The 18,692-nt window shown below is 58.9% G+C and carries 15 protein-coding genes; 3 read left to right on the top strand and 12 right to left on the bottom strand.

What is annotated here, in order from left to right; all coding sequences use genetic code 11:
- Positions 1–67: 67 nt before the first annotated feature.
- The 12 genes from AF70_RS22150 to AF70_RS22095 form a co-directional block, all read right to left on the bottom strand.
- On the bottom strand, positions 68–1,048 hold the full coding sequence (locus AF70_RS22150) for a peptide ABC transporter ATP-binding protein (protein WP_018929514.1): 981 nt from the start codon (positions 1,046–1,048) through the stop codon (positions 68–70).
- Positions 1,048–2,016, bottom strand: a complete 969-nt coding sequence (locus AF70_RS22145; protein ID WP_028939887.1) for an ABC transporter ATP-binding protein — start codon at positions 2,014–2,016, stop codon at positions 1,048–1,050. The genes AF70_RS22150 and AF70_RS22145 overlap by 1 nt, the downstream gene beginning before the upstream one ends.
- 10 nt (positions 2,017–2,026) lie before the next feature.
- Positions 2,027–2,938: an ABC transporter permease subunit gene (locus AF70_RS22140; RefSeq protein WP_028939886.1), complete on the bottom strand. Its 912-nt coding sequence runs from the start codon at positions 2,936–2,938 to the stop codon at positions 2,027–2,029.
- A gap of 11 nt (positions 2,939–2,949) precedes the next feature.
- Positions 2,950–3,960 carry an ABC transporter permease subunit gene (locus tag AF70_RS22135; protein WP_018929516.1) on the bottom strand — a complete coding sequence of 337 codons (1,011 nt, stop codon included), beginning with the start codon at positions 3,958–3,960 and terminating at the stop codon, positions 2,950–2,952.
- A gap of 73 nt (positions 3,961–4,033) precedes the next feature.
- Positions 4,034–5,629 (bottom strand): ABC transporter substrate-binding protein, encoded by a 1,596-nt coding sequence (locus tag AF70_RS22130; protein WP_028939885.1) that lies wholly within the window; start codon positions 5,627–5,629, stop codon positions 4,034–4,036.
- 77 nt (positions 5,630–5,706) lie between these two features.
- Positions 5,707–7,125, bottom strand: a complete 1,419-nt coding sequence (locus AF70_RS22125; protein ID WP_028939884.1) for an OprD family porin — start codon at positions 7,123–7,125, stop codon at positions 5,707–5,709.
- A gap of 172 nt (positions 7,126–7,297) precedes the next feature.
- Complete coding sequence (locus AF70_RS22120; protein ID WP_019582422.1) at positions 7,298–8,899, bottom strand: ABC transporter substrate-binding protein; 1,602 nt, start codon at positions 8,897–8,899, stop codon at positions 7,298–7,300.
- Between the two features lie 302 nt (positions 8,900–9,201).
- Complete coding sequence (locus tag AF70_RS22115; RefSeq protein WP_018929520.1) at positions 9,202–10,827, bottom strand: ABC transporter substrate-binding protein; 1,626 nt, start codon at positions 10,825–10,827, stop codon at positions 9,202–9,204.
- Positions 10,828–11,085: 258 nt separating this feature from the next.
- Positions 11,086–12,696, bottom strand: coding sequence for an ABC transporter substrate-binding protein (locus AF70_RS22110; RefSeq protein WP_028939883.1), 1,611 nt, complete (start codon positions 12,694–12,696; stop codon positions 11,086–11,088).
- 280 nt (positions 12,697–12,976) lie between these two features.
- On the bottom strand, positions 12,977–13,210 hold the full coding sequence (locus AF70_RS22105; RefSeq protein ID WP_018929522.1) for a hypothetical protein: 234 nt from the start codon (positions 13,208–13,210) through the stop codon (positions 12,977–12,979).
- 4 nt (positions 13,211–13,214) lie between these two features.
- Complete coding sequence (locus AF70_RS22100) at positions 13,215–13,697, bottom strand: hypothetical protein (RefSeq protein ID WP_019582420.1); 483 nt, start codon at positions 13,695–13,697, stop codon at positions 13,215–13,217.
- Positions 13,698–13,840: 143 nt separating this feature from the next.
- Positions 13,841–14,560 (bottom strand): SIMPL domain-containing protein, encoded by a 720-nt coding sequence (locus tag AF70_RS22095; RefSeq protein ID WP_028939882.1) that lies wholly within the window; start codon positions 14,558–14,560, stop codon positions 13,841–13,843.
- A 366-nt stretch (positions 14,561–14,926) separates the two neighbouring features.
- Here AF70_RS22095 and AF70_RS22090 point away from each other — a divergent pair, with 366 nt between their 5' ends.
- From AF70_RS22090 to AF70_RS22080, 3 genes are all read left to right on the top strand, one after another.
- Positions 14,927–16,189: an ATP-binding protein gene (locus AF70_RS22090; protein WP_019582419.1), complete on the top strand. Its 1,263-nt coding sequence runs from the start codon at positions 14,927–14,929 to the stop codon at positions 16,187–16,189.
- Positions 16,182–16,742, top strand: coding sequence for a response regulator transcription factor (locus AF70_RS22085; RefSeq protein WP_018929526.1), 561 nt, complete (start codon positions 16,182–16,184; stop codon positions 16,740–16,742). Before AF70_RS22090 ends, AF70_RS22085 begins: the two co-directional genes overlap by 8 nt.
- 96 nt (positions 16,743–16,838) lie before the next feature.
- Entirely contained in the window at positions 16,839–18,566 is a 1,728-nt protein-coding gene (locus AF70_RS22080) for an ABC transporter ATP-binding protein/permease (RefSeq protein ID WP_028939881.1), read from the top strand.
- Positions 18,567–18,692 lie beyond the last annotated feature (126 nt).

The raw sequence follows: 18,692 nt of genomic DNA, 5'->3' as shown, positions 1-18,692 counted from the left end.
GGTCAACGCTTCAAGGATCCAGGCAACACAACTCATGTGCGGGCGAGCAAGCCTGCCCGCACACGTTTTATGCCGCGCCGTCCAGGAACTGCTCGGCGTAGTGGCAAGCCACCTGGCGTGTGTCGAGCAGGCGCAGGAGCGGTTCTTCGATGGCACAGCGCTCGGTCGCGTACGGGCAACGCTTGTGGAAGGCGCAGCCGGACGGCGGGTTCAACGGGTTTGGCAGTTCGCCGACGATCTTGATTTTCGGCTTGTCCGGATCCGGGTGAATGGTCGGCGTCGCCGACAACAGCGCCTGGGTGTATGGGTGCAGGGGACGGGTGTAGATGTCCTCTTTCGGGCCCATTTCCACCGGACGGCCGAGGTACATCACCATCACGTGATCGGCAACGTGGCGTACCACCGCCAGGTTGTGGGAGATGAACACGTAGGCGGTGTTGAACTCTTGCTGCAAATCCATGAACAGGTTGAGTACCTGCGCCTGAATCGACACGTCCAGCGCCGAGGTCGGTTCGTCCGCCACCAGCACTTTCGGCTGCAACATCATCGCGCGGGCCAGGGCGATCCGCTGGCGCTGACCGCCGGAGAACATGTGCGGATAGCGCTGGTAGTGCTCGGGACGCAAGCCCACCTGCTTCATCATCGCCTGGACTTTCTCGCGACGTTCGGCGGCGGAAAGGTTGGTGTTGATCAATAGCGGTTCAGCCAGTTGATCACCGATTTTCTGCCGTGGATTCAACGACGCGTACGGGCTCTGGAACACCATCTGCACATCTTTGCGCAGTTGCTTGCGCTGAGCCTTGTCGGCGCCGGCGACTTCCTGCCCGGCGATTTTCAATGAGCCGGAGGATGGCTCTTCGATCAACGTCAGGGCACGGGCCAGGGTGGATTTGCCGCAACCGGACTCACCCACGACAGCGAGGGTCTTGCCGGCTTCCAGTTCGAACGACACACCGTTGAGGGCGCGCACGGTCGCATGGCCCTTGAACAGGCCGCGAGACACTTCGTAGTGACGGGTCAGGTTGCGGGCGGTAAGTACGACGGCCATTACGCCACCTCCTGGTTCAACGGGTAGAAGCAGCGGGCGAGGCTGTTGCTTTTCTGGTCAAGGGCTGGACGCTGGGTGCGGCAATTTTCTTGCACGTACGGGCAGCGCGGCGACAGCAGGCAACCTTGCGGACGGTCGTAACGACCGGGAACGATGCCCGGTAGCGTCGACAAGCGCGCAGCACCCAGGCTGTGTTCTGGAATGGCCTTGAGCAGCGCTTCGCTGTACGGGTGCGCCGGAATGTCGAACAGTTGTGGCACCTGACCGACTTCAACCGCTTGGCCGGCGTACATCACGCACACGCGCTGGGCGGTTTCGGCCACGACCGCGAGGTCGTGAGTAATCAGCACCAGGCCCATGTTCTGCTCTTTCTGCAGGGCCAGCAGCAGGTCCATGATCTGCGCCTGAATCGTTACGTCGAGCGCGGTGGTCGGTTCGTCGGCGATCAGCAGTTTCGGTTCGCCGGCAATCGCCATGGCGATTGCAACACGCTGGCTCATACCGCCGGAGAGTTGATGCGGGTAGGCATCCATACGGCTGGCGGCGCCTGGGATTTCCACTTTTTCCAGCAGTTCGATGGCGCGAGCGCGGGCTTGCTTGCCGGACATTTTCAGGTGCAGGCGCAGCACTTCTTCGATCTGGAAGCCCACGGTGTAGCTCGGGTTCAGCGCGGTCATCGGGTCCTGGAAGACCATGGCCAGGTCTTTGCCGACGATTTGCCGACGCTGACGGTTGCTGAGCGCGAGCATGTTCTTGCCGTCGAAATTCAGGGCGTCAGCGGTGACGATCCCCGGATGCTCGATCAGGCCCATCAGCGCCATCATGGTCACGGACTTGCCGGAACCCGACTCGCCAACGATGGCCAGCACTTCGCCCTTTTCCACGGTAATGTCGAGACCATCGACCACCGGAACGGCATTGGCGTCGCCGAAGCGAACGTTGAGATTCTTGATTTCTAACAGTGACATTTGAATCTCCTCAGGCGGCGTTCTTGAGTTTCGGGTCCAGCGCATCGCGCAGGCCGTCGCCCATCAAGTTGATTGCCAGCACGCTGAGCAAAATGGTCAAACCAGGCAAGCTCACCACCCACCAGGCGCGTTCGATGTAGTCGCGAGCCGAAGCCAGCATGGTGCCCCATTCAGGGGTTGGCGGTTGTACGCCAAGGCCGAGGAAGCCCAGTGCCGCGGCATCGAGAATCGCCGAGGAGAAACTCAAGGTGGCCTGAACAATCAGCGGCGCCATGCAGTTGGGCAGCACGGTGACGAACATCAGGCGAGGCAGACCGGCACCGGCCAGGCGCGCGGCGGTCACGTAGTCGCGGTTCAATTCGCCCATCACCGCGGCGCGGGTCAGACGAACATAGGACGGCAACGAAACCACGGCGATGGCAATAATGGTGTTGATCAGGCCAGGGCCGAGGATGGCGACAATTGCCACCGCCAGCAGCAGGGACGGCAGGGCCAGCATGATGTCCATCAGACGCATGATGGTCGGGCCGAGCACGCGCGGAAAGAACCCGGCGAACAGTCCCATCAGGATGCCTGGAATCAGCGACATCACCACCGATGACAAGCCGATCAGCAGGGACAGGCGCGAGCCGTGAATCAAACGCGACAGCAGGTCACGACCGAGTTCATCGGTACCCAGCAGGAACTGGATATGCCCGCTTTCCAGCCAGGAGGGCGGGGTCAGCAGGAAGTCGCGGTACTGTTCGCTCGGGTTATGCGGTGCGACCCATGGGGCGAAGATCGCGCAGAAAATCACCAGCAGCATGAACAACAGGCCGGCGACAGCGCCTTTGTTCCTGGAGAACGCATGCCAGAATTCTTTGTAGGGCGACGGATACAGCAGGCTTTGATCGACTGCTACCGGTGTAGTGAGAGTGGTCATGGTCATTGATCTCAGCGCTGATGACGGATGCGTGGGTTGGCAAAGCCGTAGAGGATGTCCACTACGAAGTTGACCAGAATCACCAGGCAGGCGATTAACAGGATGCCGTTTTGCACCACGGGATAGTCCCGTGCGCCAATGGCTTCGATCAGCCATTTGCCGATGCCGGGCCAGGAGAAGATGGTTTCGGTCAGGACCGCGCCGGCCAGCAGCGTGCCGACTTGCAGGCCGACCACGGTCAGTACCGGAATCAGCGCATTGCGCAGACCGTGCACGAATACCACGCGCGATGGCGACAGGCCTTTGGCACGGGCGGTACGGATGTAGTCTTCACGCAGCACTTCGAGCATCGACGAACGGGTCATCCGCGCAATCACCGCCAGCGGGATGGTGCCGAGCACGATGGCTGGCAGGATCAGGTGATGCAGAGCATCGAAGAACGCTCCGACGTCATCGGCCAGCAACGTATCGATGAGCATGAAGCCGGTGCGTGGCTCGATGTCGTAGAGCAGGTCGATCCGCCCGGATACCGGGGTCCAGCCCAGGCTCACCGAGAAGAACATGATCAGGATCAGGCCCCACCAGAAGATCGGCATCGAGTATCCCGCCAGGGAGACACCCATTACCCCATGGTCGAACAGGGACCCTCGCTTGAGTGCCGCGATCACCCCGGCCAGAAGGCCCAGGATGCCGGCGAACAACATGGCGGCCGAGGCCAGTTCCAGGGTCGCGGGGAATAGAGAGCTGAACTCGGTCCAGACGCTTTCACGGGTACGCAGGGATTCGCCGAGATCGCCGTGGGCCAGTTTGCCAATGTAATCCAGGTATTGGGCATACAGCGGTTTGTTCAGACCTAGGCGTTCCATTGCCTGAGCATGCATTTCGGGGTCGACCCGACGTTCGCCCATCATCACTTCCACGGGGTCGCCAGGAATCATGCGGATCAACGCGAAAGTCAGCAAGGTGATGCCGAAGAACGTGGGGATCAGTAACCCCAATCGGCGGGCAATAAAACTAAACATCTTGTGTGGTACCTCATCAGCCGGTTAGGCGTGCCCAGCCTCGCTGGGGTCAGCGAGGCTGGGCGTTTCTTATCTACTTCACCTGGGTGGTGGCGAAGTTGTTAGTGGTGAGGGGGCTAATGTGATAGCCCTCTACGTTGGTGCGCATTGCAGTGAACATGCGGGTGTGCGCCATGCTGATCCATGGCTGGTCCTGATTGAAAACGTCCTGGGCCTGTTCGTAGAGCGCCGTGCGTTCAGCCGGGTTCACTTTGGCCCGTGCTTCGTCGATCAGCGCCTGGAACTTTTCATTGCACCAGCGAGCGTAGTTTTCGCCGTTCTTGGCGGCCTCACAACTGAGCATAGGCGTCAGGAAGTTATCCGGGTCGCCGTTATCGCCTGCCCAACCGGCGGACACCATATCGTGCTCGCCGTTCTTCGCGCGCTTGAGCATTTCGCCCCATTCCATGACACGAATATCGACCTTGATGCCGACCTTGGCCAGATCTGCCTGCATCATTTGTGCGCCGAGCATCGGATTAGGGTTGGTCGGGCCACCGCCGTTACGGGTGAACAGGGTGAACACGGTGCCATCCGGCACACCGGCTTCCTTGAGCAGGGCACGAGCCTTGTCGAGGTCGCGAGGCGGGTTGGTCAGTTTATGGTTGTAGCCCAGCAGGGTCTGCGGGTACGGGTTGACCGCTACTGTGGCATTACCTTTACCAAACAGGGCGGCGACGTAGGCTTCCTTGTCGAACGCGATATCGATGGCTTTGCGTACCCGCACATCGCTCATGTATTTGTGCTGGGTATTCATGGCGATGTAGGACACGGTCATCGCATCCAGTTCTGCGACCTTCAGATTGGTGTCTTTCTTGATGCTCGGAATGTCATCCGGCTTCGGATACAGAGCGATCTGGCACTCGTTGGCCTTGAGCTTTTGCTGGCGTACGTTGTTGTCGGTGGCAATCGCCAGGACCAGCGCATCAGCCGGTGGCTTGCCAAGGAAGTAGTCCGGGTTGGCCTTGAAGCGAACCTGGGCGTCCTTGGCGTAACGCTGGAAGATGAACGGGCCGGTGCCAACCGGCTTGTTGTTCAGGTCGCCGGTTTTGTCGGCCTTGAGCAATTGATCGGCGTACTCGGCGGAGTAGATCGAGGAGAAGGCCATGGCGATGTCGGCCAGGAACGGCGCTTCACGGCGGGTCAGGGTGAATTTGACCGTATTGTCGTCGACCTTCTCGACGCTTTTGAGCAGTTCCTTGAAGCCCATGCTTTCAAAGTACGGGAAGCCTACGCTCGATTTCTTGTGCCACGGATGGTTCGGGTCCAGCTGCCGCTGGAAGCTCCAGACCACGTCGTCGGCATTCATGTCGCGGGTCGGCTTGAAGTAATCGGTGGTGTGAAACTTGACGCCTTTTCGCAGGTGGAACGTGTAGGTCAGGCCGTCTTCACTGATGTCCCAGGAGTCGGCCAGCGAGGGAATCACTTCGGTGGTGCCAGGCTTGAAGCCCACCAGACGATTGAAGATGGTTTCGGACACTGCATCGCCTGTGACAGCAGTCGTGTACTGGGCCATATCGAAGCCTTCCGGGCTGGCTTCGGTACAGACCACCAAGGGTTTGGCCGAGACGCCAACAGCGACACTCAGCAACGCGGCAGCGATGGCCGCTCGTAGGGGAAGCATTTTCATCAAGAACCCTCTGCAATCGGTTGAACAGGAAAAAACCGAACGGCCGACTCGTCATGAGTCAGCCGCCGGCGTGCGTTTTACAAAATGTTGAACGGGATGGTGGTCACGAGACGGAACTCGTTGATGCTGCCATCCGCCTGGTTTTCGCTGGCACGGTGCGCGGTGTAGGTTGCGCGAACAGTGGTGGCCTTGAGCGGGCCGCTCTGTACCGCATACGAAGTACCAATGCCGTATTCGTAATGGTGCTCGCCGTCCATCGATTGAACGCTGGAGTAGGCGCCGCCTTTATTGTGAGTACCGTCGATGCCCCAGCCGCGAGCCTGATAGATGTTGAATTTCAGGCCTGGCACACCGTATTCGGCCATGTTCAGGCCGTAGGCGATCTGGAAGGACTTCTCGTTCGGGCCGTTGAAGTCCGAGAGCAGGGAGTTGGCCAGATAGATGCCGTTGGTTTCGTGCAGGTAGTCGAAGTACTCGTTACCGTTCACTTCCTGGTACGAGAAAGTCACGCTGTGGGCCTGGTGGGTCAGGCCGAACGACAGGGAGTAGGTGTCGTTGTCGATTTCGCCGAGCTTGGCTTTACCTTCGTCCACGGTTTTGTAGTAGTTCAGGCCGGTGGTCAGGCTCAGTACCGAGCTGTCGCCCAAGACGTGGCTGGCGCCGAAGTAGTACTGGTTCCACAAGTCTTCAGCCTGGGTGCCCCACAGGCTGGTGGTCAGGCTGGCGAACGGCTGGTAAGTGATACCTGCGGTGTTCACGTGATCGGCTTCCACGACGGTGTCAGCGTATTCGGACCGGAATTTGCGCTGGCTTTCTTCTGTACGCGGCGAGTTGCGATCGAACGTGGCCACGTCGAACGACAGGTTCTCCAGCTCCTCGCTGTGCAGGCTCACACCTTCGAAGCTTGAGGGCAGGGCACGGTTACCGATGACATCGACCATCGGGCTGCTGAAGTTTTGCCGGCCGGCAGTCAGCGTGGTGTTGGAGAAACGTGCCTTGACGTTAGCCAGTCCCAATTTGCTCCACTGACCCTCGGCGTCGCCGCCGTTTTTGGTCAGGGTACGGTTGTTGCCAAGGCCGCCAACGCCATTCAATGGTGCACCACCATTGGCAGACGCAAGGTCCTTACGGTCACGTTCCAACGCGATGGCGTTGTAAGCCGCAACTTCAGTGCTGAAACCGACAGTACCCTCTGTGAAGCCCGAGTTGTACTTGAGGATTGTGCCCTGGACCCAGTTGATACGACGATCAGTGTTGGTCGGTACACCGTTTTTGTTGTACTTGAAATGAGCACCACGTTTGAGTTGCTCATTGGCATACCAGTTACGCGTGCTGCCGGTGATCGATTGGCCTTCGACAAAGCCAGTGGCTTCACTCTGAGCACTTTTCTCTTTAACGGTAACCGGCGTGAACGCCTGGCTCTGGGATTCTGCGTAAGCCGTGGCGGTCACGCTGCTGATGGCCAAGGCCAATAACGCGGTGCTGCTCAGTTTCATGTGTGAAGCTCCTTACTTTCTTTTTTTAATGCCGGTCTTTTTTGGTGATCCGGCTATTTGGTTTAGAACTCATTCAGGCTTCGCAAACGTTTGCTGCAGGCCGATTTGACGAATTACGGCAATACGCTTGCGTGAGGGCGGAATCCGCCCCCCAGCGTTTCTGGCTAATTGGTTATTGGTCGATACTGACGCCCGAGAACACGTTGCGACCGAAGGGGCTGACCTTGAACCCTTCGACTTTGGCGCTCAACGGCTGGTTGACCGTCGAGTGGGCGACCGGCGTGATCGGCACCTGCTGCTTGAGGTACTGCTGCGCCTGTTTGTAGAGCACGGTGCGCTGGTCGCGATCGGTGACGACCTTGGCCTGCTTGATCAGCTTGTCGTAAGCCGGATCGCACCACATGGAGTAGTTGTTGCCGCCAATGGCGTCGCAGCTGTACAGCGTGCCGAGCCAGTTGTCCGGGTCGCCGTTGTCACCGGTCCAGCCGATCAGGCTGATGTCGTGCTCGCCGTTCTTGGTGCGCTTGATGTACTCGCCCCATTCGTAGCTGACGATCTTGACCTTGAGGCCGATCTTCGCCCAGTCCGCCTGGAGCATTTCGGCCATCAGTTTGGCGTTGGGGTTGTACGGACGCTGGACCGGCATCGCCCAGAGGGTGATTTCGGTGCCTTCCTTCACGCCGGCGGCCTTGAGCAGTTCCTTGGCTTTTTCCGGGTTGTAGGAGGCGTCCTTTATGGTGTCGTCATAGGACCACTGGGTCGGTGGCATGGCATTGACCGCCAGTTGACCGGCACCTTGATAGACGGCATTGAGAATGCCTTGCTTGTTCACCGCCATGTCCAGCGCCTGGCGCACTTCGAGCTGGTCGAAAGGCTTGTGCCGAACGTTATAGGCGATGTAGCCGAGGTTGAAGCCGGGTTTCTCGATCAGTTGCAGTTTCGGATCATTCTTCAGGGCGGTTACGTCGGCGGGGCGCGGGTGCAGGGTGATCTGGCATTCGTTGGCCTTGAGCTTCTGCACGCGCACCGAGGCGTCGGTGTTGATGGCAAAAATCAGGTTATCGAGCTTGACCCGGCTCGGGTCCCAGTACTGCTTGTTGCCGCTGTAACGGATGTTGGAATCTTTCTGGTAGCTCTTGAACACGAACGGCCCGGTGCCGATCGGCTTCTGGTTGATCTCGCTCGGCTTGCCGGCCGCCAGCAACTGGTCGGCGTATTCGGCCGAAAGGATGGCGGCGAAGCTCATGGCGATGTTCTGGATGAACGCGGCATCGACGTTGTTGAGCGTCATCACCACGGTCAGCGGCCCGGTCTTTTCGACCTTGGCAATATTCTTGTTCAGGCTCATCCCGTTGAAATACGGGAACTCGGTCGGATAAGCCTTACGGAACGGGTGCTGCGGATCGAGCATGCGATTAAACGTGAACAGCACGTCGTCGGCGTTGAAATCGCGGGTCGGCGTGAAGTATTTGGTCGTGTGAAATTTCACCCCCTCGCGCAGATGGAACGTGTACTTGAGGCCGTCCTCGGAAATATCCCAGCGGGTTGCCAGGCCTGGCACGACATTGGTGGCGCCTTTTTCAAACTCTGCCAAACGGTTGTACAGCGGCTCGGCGGCGTCGTTATCGGTCGCAGTGGTGTACTGCGCGGTGTCGAAACCGGCGGGGCTGCCTTCGGAGCAGAACACCAGGCTGTTATTGGCGGCCTGGCTGATGGAAGTGGCGGCCAGCAGGCCGGTGCCCAGCAATGCGGATAAAACCAAGGTATGGCGCATGACGCTCCCTCACTTTTTAGTGTTATTCAATGCGCCGCGATCCCGTCCGGGGACGTTGTGGCTGCATTGAGCTCAAACCAATACGGGCAACAAACCGATAGCCCACACAGTCACTGGTCAGAACCCGACGGTAGGTGCCGTGGGTCTGGCAGTAAATGCGCTGAGTCCTAAAGACTCGTAGGAAAAGGCAACGCGTCCTAACCCCTGGCTGCGTCAGACAGCGGATTTGGATGTAGGCAAATTCCTAACTTCTCGGCAGAAAAAAGCAGCGGCGACACTGAAAACGTCGCCGCTGCCTTTTCTTATTTGCTGACGCTGACGCCGTAGAAGGAGTTCAAGCCAAATGGGCTGATCTTGAAGTCCTGCACGTTGGCGCGCATGGGTTGGAACACCGTCGAGTGAGCGATAGGTGTCATTGGAACAGCATCTTTGAGGACGTGTTGCGCCTGTTTGTACAGTTCGGTGCGCTTGGCCTGATCGGTGGTGCGTTTGGCTTCCTTGACGAGGCCATCGAATTTCTTGTCGCACCATTTGGAGAAGTTGTTGCCACTCAGCGAGTCGCAGCCGAACAGCACGTTGAGCCAGTTGTCCGGGTCACCGTTGTCGCCGCTCCAGCCGATGATCATCGCCTGGTTCTCGCCGCCTTTGGAGCGTTTGATGTACTCGCCCCATTCGTAGCTGGTGATCTTCACGTTCAGGCCGATCTTCTTCCAGTCGGACTGCAGCATTTCAGCCATCAGCTTGGCGTTCGGGTTGTACGGACGTTGTACCGGCATCGCCCACAGAACGATTTCGGTGCCTTCCTTGACGCCGGCTTCCTTGAGCAGCTGCTTGGCTTTCTCAGGATCGTACTTGGCATCCTTGATGGTGGTGTCGTAGGACCATTGGGTCGGCGGCATGGCGTTGACGGCCAGTTGGCCTGCGCCCTGATAAACCGAGTCGATGATCTGCGGCTTGTTGACGGCCATGTCCAGCGCCTGACGAACGCGCAGGTCGGCCAGCGGGTTCGGCTCGTTGCTGCCCTTGACCTTGTCCATCACGTTGTAGGCGATGTAGCCCAGGTTGAAACCAGCCTGCTCAGGCATCTTCAAAGTTTTATCTTCTTTGAGCGCCTTCAGGTCGGCTGGACGCGGGAACAGAGTGATCTGGCACTCGTTCTTCTTCAGCTTCTGGATGCGTACCGACGGGTCGGTGGTGATGGCGAAGATCAGGTTGTCGATCTTCACGTCATCAGGCTTCCAGTAGTCCTTGTTCCCGGTGTAGCGGATGTTGGAGTCTTTCTGGTAGCTCTTGAACACGAACGGGCCGGTGCCGATCGGTTTCTGGTTGATGTCGGCAGCCTTGCCTTCCTTGAGCAGCTGGGCAGCGTACTCGGCGGACTGGATCGAGGCGAAGCTCATGGCCATGTTCTGGATGAACGCGGCGTCTACGTCTTTGAGGGTGAACTTGACGGTGTGGTCGTCGACTTTATCGATCTTGGTGATGTTGGTGTCCATCCCCATGTCGGTGAAGTACGGGAACTCGGTCGGGTATGCCTTACGGAACGGGTCATCCTTGTTAATCATGCGATTGAAGGTGAACAGCACGTCGTCGGCGTTGAACTCACGCGTCGGCTTGAAATACGGGGTGGTGTGGAACTTGACGCCTTCACGCAGGTGGAAAGTGTAAGTCAGGCCGTCACTGGAAATATCCCACTTGGTCGCCAGGCCAGGAATCACGGCGGTGCCGCCGCGCTCGAACTGGGTCAGGCGGTTGAACATGGTTTCTGCAGAGGCGTCGAAGTCGGTTCCGGTGGTGTACTGACCTGGGTCGAAACCGGCCGGGCTTCCTTCGGAGCAGAACACCAGGTTAGACGCCGCTTGGGCGAAAGGTGCACTGGCTAACAGGCTTGCGCCGACTAAAAACGGAATGACCGCGTGTTTAAGCATGGTGGCCTCATGATTTGTTGTCATTTTTGGAATTAGAGGACGACCTCGTGAGTCGACCTGCGGATACTTATGCAGGGGCCGTACCCAATGCAAGATCCTGAATGGCCACAAGTCCTAAAGAGTGGCACGAACGTACCTTAATGTCGCATATGTATAAATAGTGACGTATTTGACCGTTTGCGCAGGTTTTTTACGGTGCAAAACGTGCACCGATAAGGGGCGACCTGGGCGTTTGACGCACCCGGTTGGAGCCCGGTGTTACTTATTTATACCTACGCCATAGAACGGTGTGAGGCCAAACGGACTGATCTTGAAGTCGGTGACTTCCTTGCGCAGTGGCTGGAACACCGTCGAGTTGGCAATCGGTGTGATAGGTACTTGTTGTTTAAGGATTTGCTGTGCCTGTTGGTACAGTTTGACCCGCTGTTGTTTGTCCGTGGACACCTTGGCTTGCTGCACCAGTTTGTCGTAGGCCGGGTCACACCATTTGGCGTAGTTGCTACCTTTCACCGCAGCGCAGCTGTAGAGCACGCCGAGCCAGTTATCCGGGTCACCGTTGTCGCCGGTCCAGCCGTAGATCATTGCGTCATGCTCACCGTTCTTGGCGCGCTTGATGTATTCGCCCCATTCATAGCTGACGATGTTGGCCTTGATCCCGACTTTCTCCCAATCCTGCTGGATCATCTGTGCCGACATCCGCGCATTGGGGTTGGAGGCGCGCTGCACGGTCATGGCCCACAGATTAATTGTGGTGCCGGGGGCAACCCCTGCTTCTTTCAGTAGCGCGCGGGCTTTGGCCGGGTCGTGCGGGGCGTCCTTGATGCTCGGGTCATACGACCATTGCGCCGGTGGCAAGGCGTTTTGCGCCAGTTGCCCGGCACTCTGGTAAACAGCCTTGATGATCGCCGGCTTGTCGATGGCCATGTCCAGCGCCTGACGCACCTTGAGCTGGTCCAGCGGTGGGTGGGTCACGTTGTAGGCAAGGAAGCCGAGGTTGAAACCGGCTTGCTTGAGCACGGTCAGGTTCGGGTCTTTCTCCATCACTTCAATGTCTGCCGGGCGCGGGTAGCCGCTAACCTGGCACTCGCCGGCCTTGAGCTTCTGCAAGCGCACGGCGGCGTCCGGGGTGATCGAGAAAATCAGGTTGTCGAGTTTTACGTCCTCGGGTTTCCAGTAAGCCTTGTTGGCGGCGTAGCGGATTTGCGAGTCCTTTTGGTAGCGCTTGAACACGAACGGGCCGGTGCCGACCGGTTTCTGGTTGAGGTCGGCGGCTTTGCCTTCCTTTAACAGTTGGGCGGCGTATTCGGCGGACTGCACCGAGGCGAAGCTCATGGCGAGGTTTTGCACGAACGCGGCGTCGACGTTGTTCAGGCTGAAGCGCACGGTGTGGTCGTCGATCTTGTCGATGCTTTTGATCGTGGTGTTCAGGCCCATGTCGGTGAAGTACGGCGACTCGGCGGGGTAGGCCTTGCGGAAGGCGTTGTCCGGGTCGAGCAGGCGCTGGAAGGTGAACAGCACGTCGTCGGCGTTGAAATCGCGGGTGGGGGTGAAGTAGTCGGTGGTGTGGAATTTCACGCCGTTGCGCAGGTGGAAGGTGTAGGTGAGGCCGTCCTCGGACACGTCCCATTTTGTTGCCAGGCCGGGTTCGATTTCGGTGCCGCCGCGTTTGAATTGGGTGAGGCGGTTGAAGACGGTTTCGGCGGAGGCATCGAAGTCGGTGCCGCTGGTGTATTGGCTGGGGTCGAAGCCGGCGGGGCTGGCTTCGGAGCAGTAAACCAGGGTGGTGGCGGCTTGGGCGGTTTGTGCGAGTGATGCGGTTGTGGCGAGGGCGAGTGCGAGCAGAAGTGGTTTGACGGTGGTTCTTTCCATGGAGTCCCCGGGATTTGAGCAGCGATATTTTCCTGAGAGTAGCGTTGTTGGCGGGGAGGGTGGAAATATCGTTTTTTGAGGGGGACCCCTCTATCCGGGCATAGTCTGCCGGTCTTTGCGTTGATGGCGGACTGTAGGAGCTGCCGAAGGCTGTGATCTTTTGATCTTAAAAATCAACGTCAAAAGATCGCAGCCTTCGGCAGCTCCTACGCAAAGCGGTGTCAGGCGGGCGTTGTGGGTGAAGTTAATCCGTTTCACGTTGCTTGAATGAGCGCGTGGCTCACGCCGTATACCGGGCCCGACTAAAAAACAGCGCAGCCCCGAGGGCGATAGCATTGGTTGAAACGATGCCCAGATCGAAGCCGGCGATGAAAGGCGGCAGCATAAAAATACTCGAAAACCCCAGAGCGAACAGGGTGATGCCCAGCCATTTTCTGAGGCCATAGGATTTCAGATAGAAGAACAACAGCAGGAATACTGCATAAGCCACGGCGTACAGGCCATATTCGTTCATGATCTCACCCGCCTTGAGTCTTGATGATCATGGACGATCCTGAGTGCTGAGGGCCTATGCCACCGCTGACCTGTGCATCCAGGCTGACGATGACATCGCCGGCGTGATAAGTCGGCAATTTGCTCAGCGTGAACTCGCGGACTGCCCATCCCACCGGGATGGCCGCACCGGGCATGAATTTACCTGCCGCTGCCCCGAAAACACCACTGGTGAGGTTGGCGATACTTGTTCGTTGAGCATTGAGTAAATCCCCCTGTTGCCGGGTCAGGGGTTTGGAGATCCCGACCATCATTTGGCAAGGCAAATCCTTGGCGAGCATTTTGTCATAGAGCTCTACCACCAGATTGCTCACTTCATAGTGGGCGGCTTTCGCTTCACCAAAATGCAGTGTTCTGAGGCTACCCCGTTCACCGGCTGACAGGGTGAAGCGCGATACGTTGAAGACAATTCCATGGTTGCCGGAAAACTGATCCCTTTCAAACTTCAATGCTCGCGTCCTTATCGAGTCTGGAAAGGCAGGGAGTTTCTCTTAGCTCCTGGGCTTTCGCAAATGCAAAATCAAAAGCAGCTGAGGCGGCCTGTTTACTCGCGTGTACACCGCCCTGCCGTTTTCGTGCCCGGGTTATCGCATCAAGGCATCAACACTTCAATCGCCCCATCCGCTGTCATGCTGACCTGGCTGGTGCCGGCTTCAACTTCTGGCGTCACCGGTGCCGAATCCATGCCGGCGGCGGCTTTCATCATCATCGGCCCGCGCATGTACGGTTGTGGATAGCCGTTGCTGTTGAGGTTCAGGTTGACGATTTTGTAGCTCTTGCCGCCCAGGGCGTCGGTGGCCAGTTGGGCGCGGGACTTGAAGGCAGTCACGGCTTCTTTGAGCAGGGCGTCTTCGCTGGCTTTGCGGGTTGGCGTCGCGATGGCGAAGTCCATGCCGCCCATTTTCAGGTCGGTGAGCAATTCGCCGGTGAGTTTGGAGAGGGCGGCGAAGTCCGAGCTTTCCAGGCGCAGTTCGGCGCGTTCACGCCAGCCGGTGATTTTCTGGCCTTTGGTGTCGTAGATCGGGTAGCTGTTGCGGCTGCCCTGACGCAAAGTGATGTCCTTGACCTGTTTGGCCTGGGCCAGTGCCTTGTTCATGGTGGTGCTGACGTCGGCGGCGAGTTTGGCCGGGTCGGTGTTTTGTTCTTCGGTGTAGAGGGTCACGATCATCAGGTCGCGGGCCACTTCCTGGCTGACTTCGGCGCGCAGGGAGATCTGGTTGTAATGCAGTTCGTCGACGGCCAGGGCCGGGAGGCTGGCGGCGGTGCCAATGCTTAAGGCAAGAAGGGCGGCGCTGCGGCGCAATGTGTGCATGAAAAGCTCCTTGGACGATGCGCAGGGGTTAGGGTCCGAACCTGCGTGAAACCATCAGACTCTAGCTTCAATGGTCCGTTTCGCACAGTTACAACTTCTATACAGATGGAATGCTGGTGATCCTGTGGCGAGGGGGCTTGCCCCCGTTCGGCTGCGCAGCAGTCGCCATTCGGCAGATACAGTATGCAGGATCAAAACGCGGTGGCAGGTTTGGGACTGCTTCGCAGTCCAACGGGGGCAAGCCCCCTCGCCACAGGGGCACTCGTCACAAAAGAGCCTGTGGTCGTTTGCCGCACTTTCGCCTCTCATGCCCGTGGCTTGGTTATACTCCGTGCGATCCGCCTGGAGCGCTCATCAGGAGAGCTCATGCTCGCCCCCGTACAATTGACTTCCGCCACTCGCCAGAACCTCTGGCGGCTGACTTTCATCCGGATTCTGGTGCTCGCCGCCCAGGCCGGCTCCGTGGGCCTGGCCTACTGGCTCCAACTGCTGCCGTTGCCGTGGGTGCCACTGGCGATGACCCTGGGCTGTTCGACGCTGTTGTGTGTGTTCACCGCTGTGCGCCTGCGCACTTCGTGGCCGGTTACCGAGCTTGAATACGCCCTGCAACTGGCCTGCGACCTGTTTATCCACAGTGCCTTGTTGTATTTCTCCGGTGGTTCGACCAACCCGTTCGTCTCTTATTACCTGGTGCCGCTGACCATCGCCGCCGTGACGCTGCCGTGGCGCTATTCGGTGATTCTGTCCGGCATCGCTTTGGCGCTGTATACGTTGCTGCTGGCGCGGTTCTATCCGCTGGAAACCTTCCCGATCGCCCGGGAGAACCTGCAGATCTATGGCATGTGGCTGAGCTTCGCCTTGGCTGCCGCCGTCATCACCTTCTTTGCTGCACGCATGGCGGAAGAGCTGCGTCGGCAGGAAGAGCTGCGCGCGATCCGTCGCGAAGAAGGCCTGCGCGATCAGCAATTACTGGCCGTCGCGACTCAGGCTGCCGGTGCCGCCCATGAACTGGGTACGCCGCTGGCGACCATGAGCGTGTTGCTCAAAGAGATGCAGCAGGATCACCCCGATCCGATGTTGCAGGACGATCTGAAGGTTTTGCAGGATCAGGTCAAGTTGTGCAAGGAAACCTTGCAGCAACTGGTGCGCGCCGCCGAGGCCAACCGTCGTATGGCGGTGGAGATGCAGGATGTCACCGACTGGCTCGACGAAGCGCTCAACCGCTGGCACCTGATGCGTCCTGAGGCCAGTTATCGCTTCCAGCGTCTGGGCCAGGGCACGGTGCCGCGTATGGCGCCGCCGCCGGATTTGACTCAAGCGCTGTTGAACCTGCTGAACAACGCCGCCGATGCCTGCCCTGAAGGCTTGCAAGTGACCCTGGACTGGACCGCCGAAGACCTGACCATCAGCATTCGCGACCATGGCGCCGGTGTGCCGCTGGCTATCGCCGAGCAGATCGGCAAACCGTTTTTTACCACCAAGGGCAAAGGTTTCGGCCTGGGCCTGTTTTTGAGCAAGGCCAGCGTGACACGCGCCGGCGGCTCAGTGAAACTCTACAGTCATGAGGAAGGTGGCACGCTCACCGAGCTGCGCCTGCCCCGTGTCGCCCGAGGAGACGAACATGAGTGACGAGATCCAAGTTGAAGGCGAAGAACTGCCGCATTTGCTGCTGGTAGACGATGATGCAACCTTCACCCGCGTGATGGCCCGCGCCATGGCCCGCCGTGGTTTTCGCGTCAGCACCGCAGGTTCCGCCGAAGAGGGCCTGACCATCGCCCAGGCCGATATACCTGATTACGCCGCGCTGGACCTGAAAATGGACGGCGATTCGGGCCTGGTGTTACTGCCCAAGCTGCTCGAACTCGACCCGGAGATGCGCGTGGTGATCCTCACCGGTTACTCGAGCATTGCCACCGCCGTCGAGGCGATCAAGCGCGGCGCCTGCAATTACCTGTGCAAACCGGCGGATGCCGATGATGTGCTGGCCGCGCTGCTCTCCGAGCACGCCGACCTCGACAGCCTGGTGCCGGAAAACCCGATGTCCGTGGACCGTCTCCAGTGGGAGCACATCCAGCGCGTCCTGACCGAGCACGAAGGCAACATCTCCGCCACCGCCCGTGCCCTGGGCATGCACCGCCGCACGCTGCAGCGCAAACTGCAGAAGCGCCCGGTCCGTCGCTGAACGAGCGCTGAACGGTTATCGCCAGCCCTCGCGATCACACGAGCCGATCATTTATGATCGGTTCTTGTGTGTTCTTTTCTTTATTGAGCCTTATTCATGAATCAGAGCGCTGAATATTCCGCGGTCAACGATGCTGTGCGCGGGCAGTTTTTTCGCAAAGTGTGGGCGATGACCACGCCTTACTGGCACAGCGAAGAGAAGGGCAAGGCCTGGACGCTGTTGATTGCCGTGATCGCGCTGTCGCTGTTCAGCGTGGGGCTTTCGGTGTGGTTCAACACTTGGTACAAGGATTTTTACAACGCCCTGCAACAAAAGGATGAAGCGGCGTTCTGGCGGCTGATTCTGTATTTTTGCGGGATCGCGGCGGTGGCGATTGTCGGCGCAGTGTACCGGCTCTATCTGACCCAGATGCTGACCATTCGCTGGCGGGCCTGGCTCACCGAAAAGCACTTCGCCCGTTGGCTCGAAAACAAGAATTACTACCAGCTGGAGCAGGGCGGTTACACCGATAACCCGGACCAGCGGATTTCCGAAGACCTCAATAAATTCACCACTAACACGTTGGGCCTGGGCCTGGGCTTGATCCGTAACGTCGTCAGCCTGGTGTCGTTCTCGATCATTTTGTGGGGCGTGTCGGGCAGCATCGAAGTATTGGGCTTCACGATTCCCGGCTACATGTTCTGGTGCGCGCTGGTTTATGCCGCCGTCGGCAGCTGGCTGACGCATGTGATTGGTCGTCGCTTGATCGGCCTCAACAACAACCAGCAACGTTTCGAAGCCGACTTGCGTTTCTCCATGGTGCGGGTCCGCGAAAATGCCGAAAGCATTGCGCTGTACAACGGCGAACCCAACGAGAACCGTCGTCTGAGCAGCCGTTTCGGCCTGGTCTGGCATAACTTTTGGGACATCATGAAAGTGTCCAAGCGCCTGACTTTTTTCACCTCCGGTTATGCCCAAATCGCAATCATTTTCCCGTTCATGGTCGCGGCACCGCGCTATTTCGCCGGCAAGATCGAGCTCGGTGAACTGATGCAAATCAATTCGGCATTCGGCAACGTGCAGGAGAGTTTCAGCTGGTTCATCACTGCATACCAGGACCTCGCCGAGTGGCGCGCCACCTGTGATCGTCTGCTGAGTTTCCGTCAGGCCATGACCGACAACGAAGAGCGCGCGCCGGCCATCGATGTGCAGAATCAGGGTTCGGCACTACGGGTGCATAACCTTGGTCTTGACCTCGCTGACGGTCGTCATTTGCTGACCAATGCCGAGATGACCGTGGAGGAGGGCGAGCGCGTCATGCTCAGCGGTCGTTCCGGCAGCGGCAAATCGACCTTGCTGCGAGCCATGGGGCACCTTTGGCCTACTGGCCACGGCAGCATCCGCCTGCCGACGGCGCATTGTCTGTTCCTGCCGCAAAAGCCCTATCTGCCGATTGGCAGCCTGCGCGAGGCGTTGAGTTATCCACAGCCGGGCGACACCTACCCGCACGAGCGCTACGTCCACGTGCTGGAAACCTGCCGCTTGCCGCACCTGGTTTCGCGTCTGGATGAAGCCAATCACTGGCAGCGCATGCTTTCGCCGGGTGAACAGCAACGCCTGGCCTTCGCCCGTGCGCTGCTGTATGCGCCGCAATGGCTGTACATGGACGAAGCCACTTCGGCGATGGATGAAGAGGATGAAGCATCGCTGTATCAGGCGTTGATCGATGAGTTGCCGGGCTTGAGCATTGTCAGCGTCGGCCATCGCAGCAGCCTGAAACGTTTCCATCCACGGCATGTGCGCATCGAGAATGGACACCTCGTGGACCAGGCCGTCACTGCCTGAACACCACTAACCCCTGTGGGGGCGTGGCTTGCCCGCGATGAACGATAATGCGGTCCTTAATCGGAACCGCGTGATGGCCATCGCGGGCAAGCCATGCGCCCACAGGTCACCGGTGATCGTACAACC

This window comes from Pseudomonas sp. KD5, assembly GCF_012932895.1.
Taxonomy (GTDB): domain Bacteria; phylum Pseudomonadota; class Gammaproteobacteria; order Pseudomonadales; family Pseudomonadaceae; genus Aquipseudomonas.
This window is presented reverse-complemented; position numbering and strand designations above follow the sequence as displayed.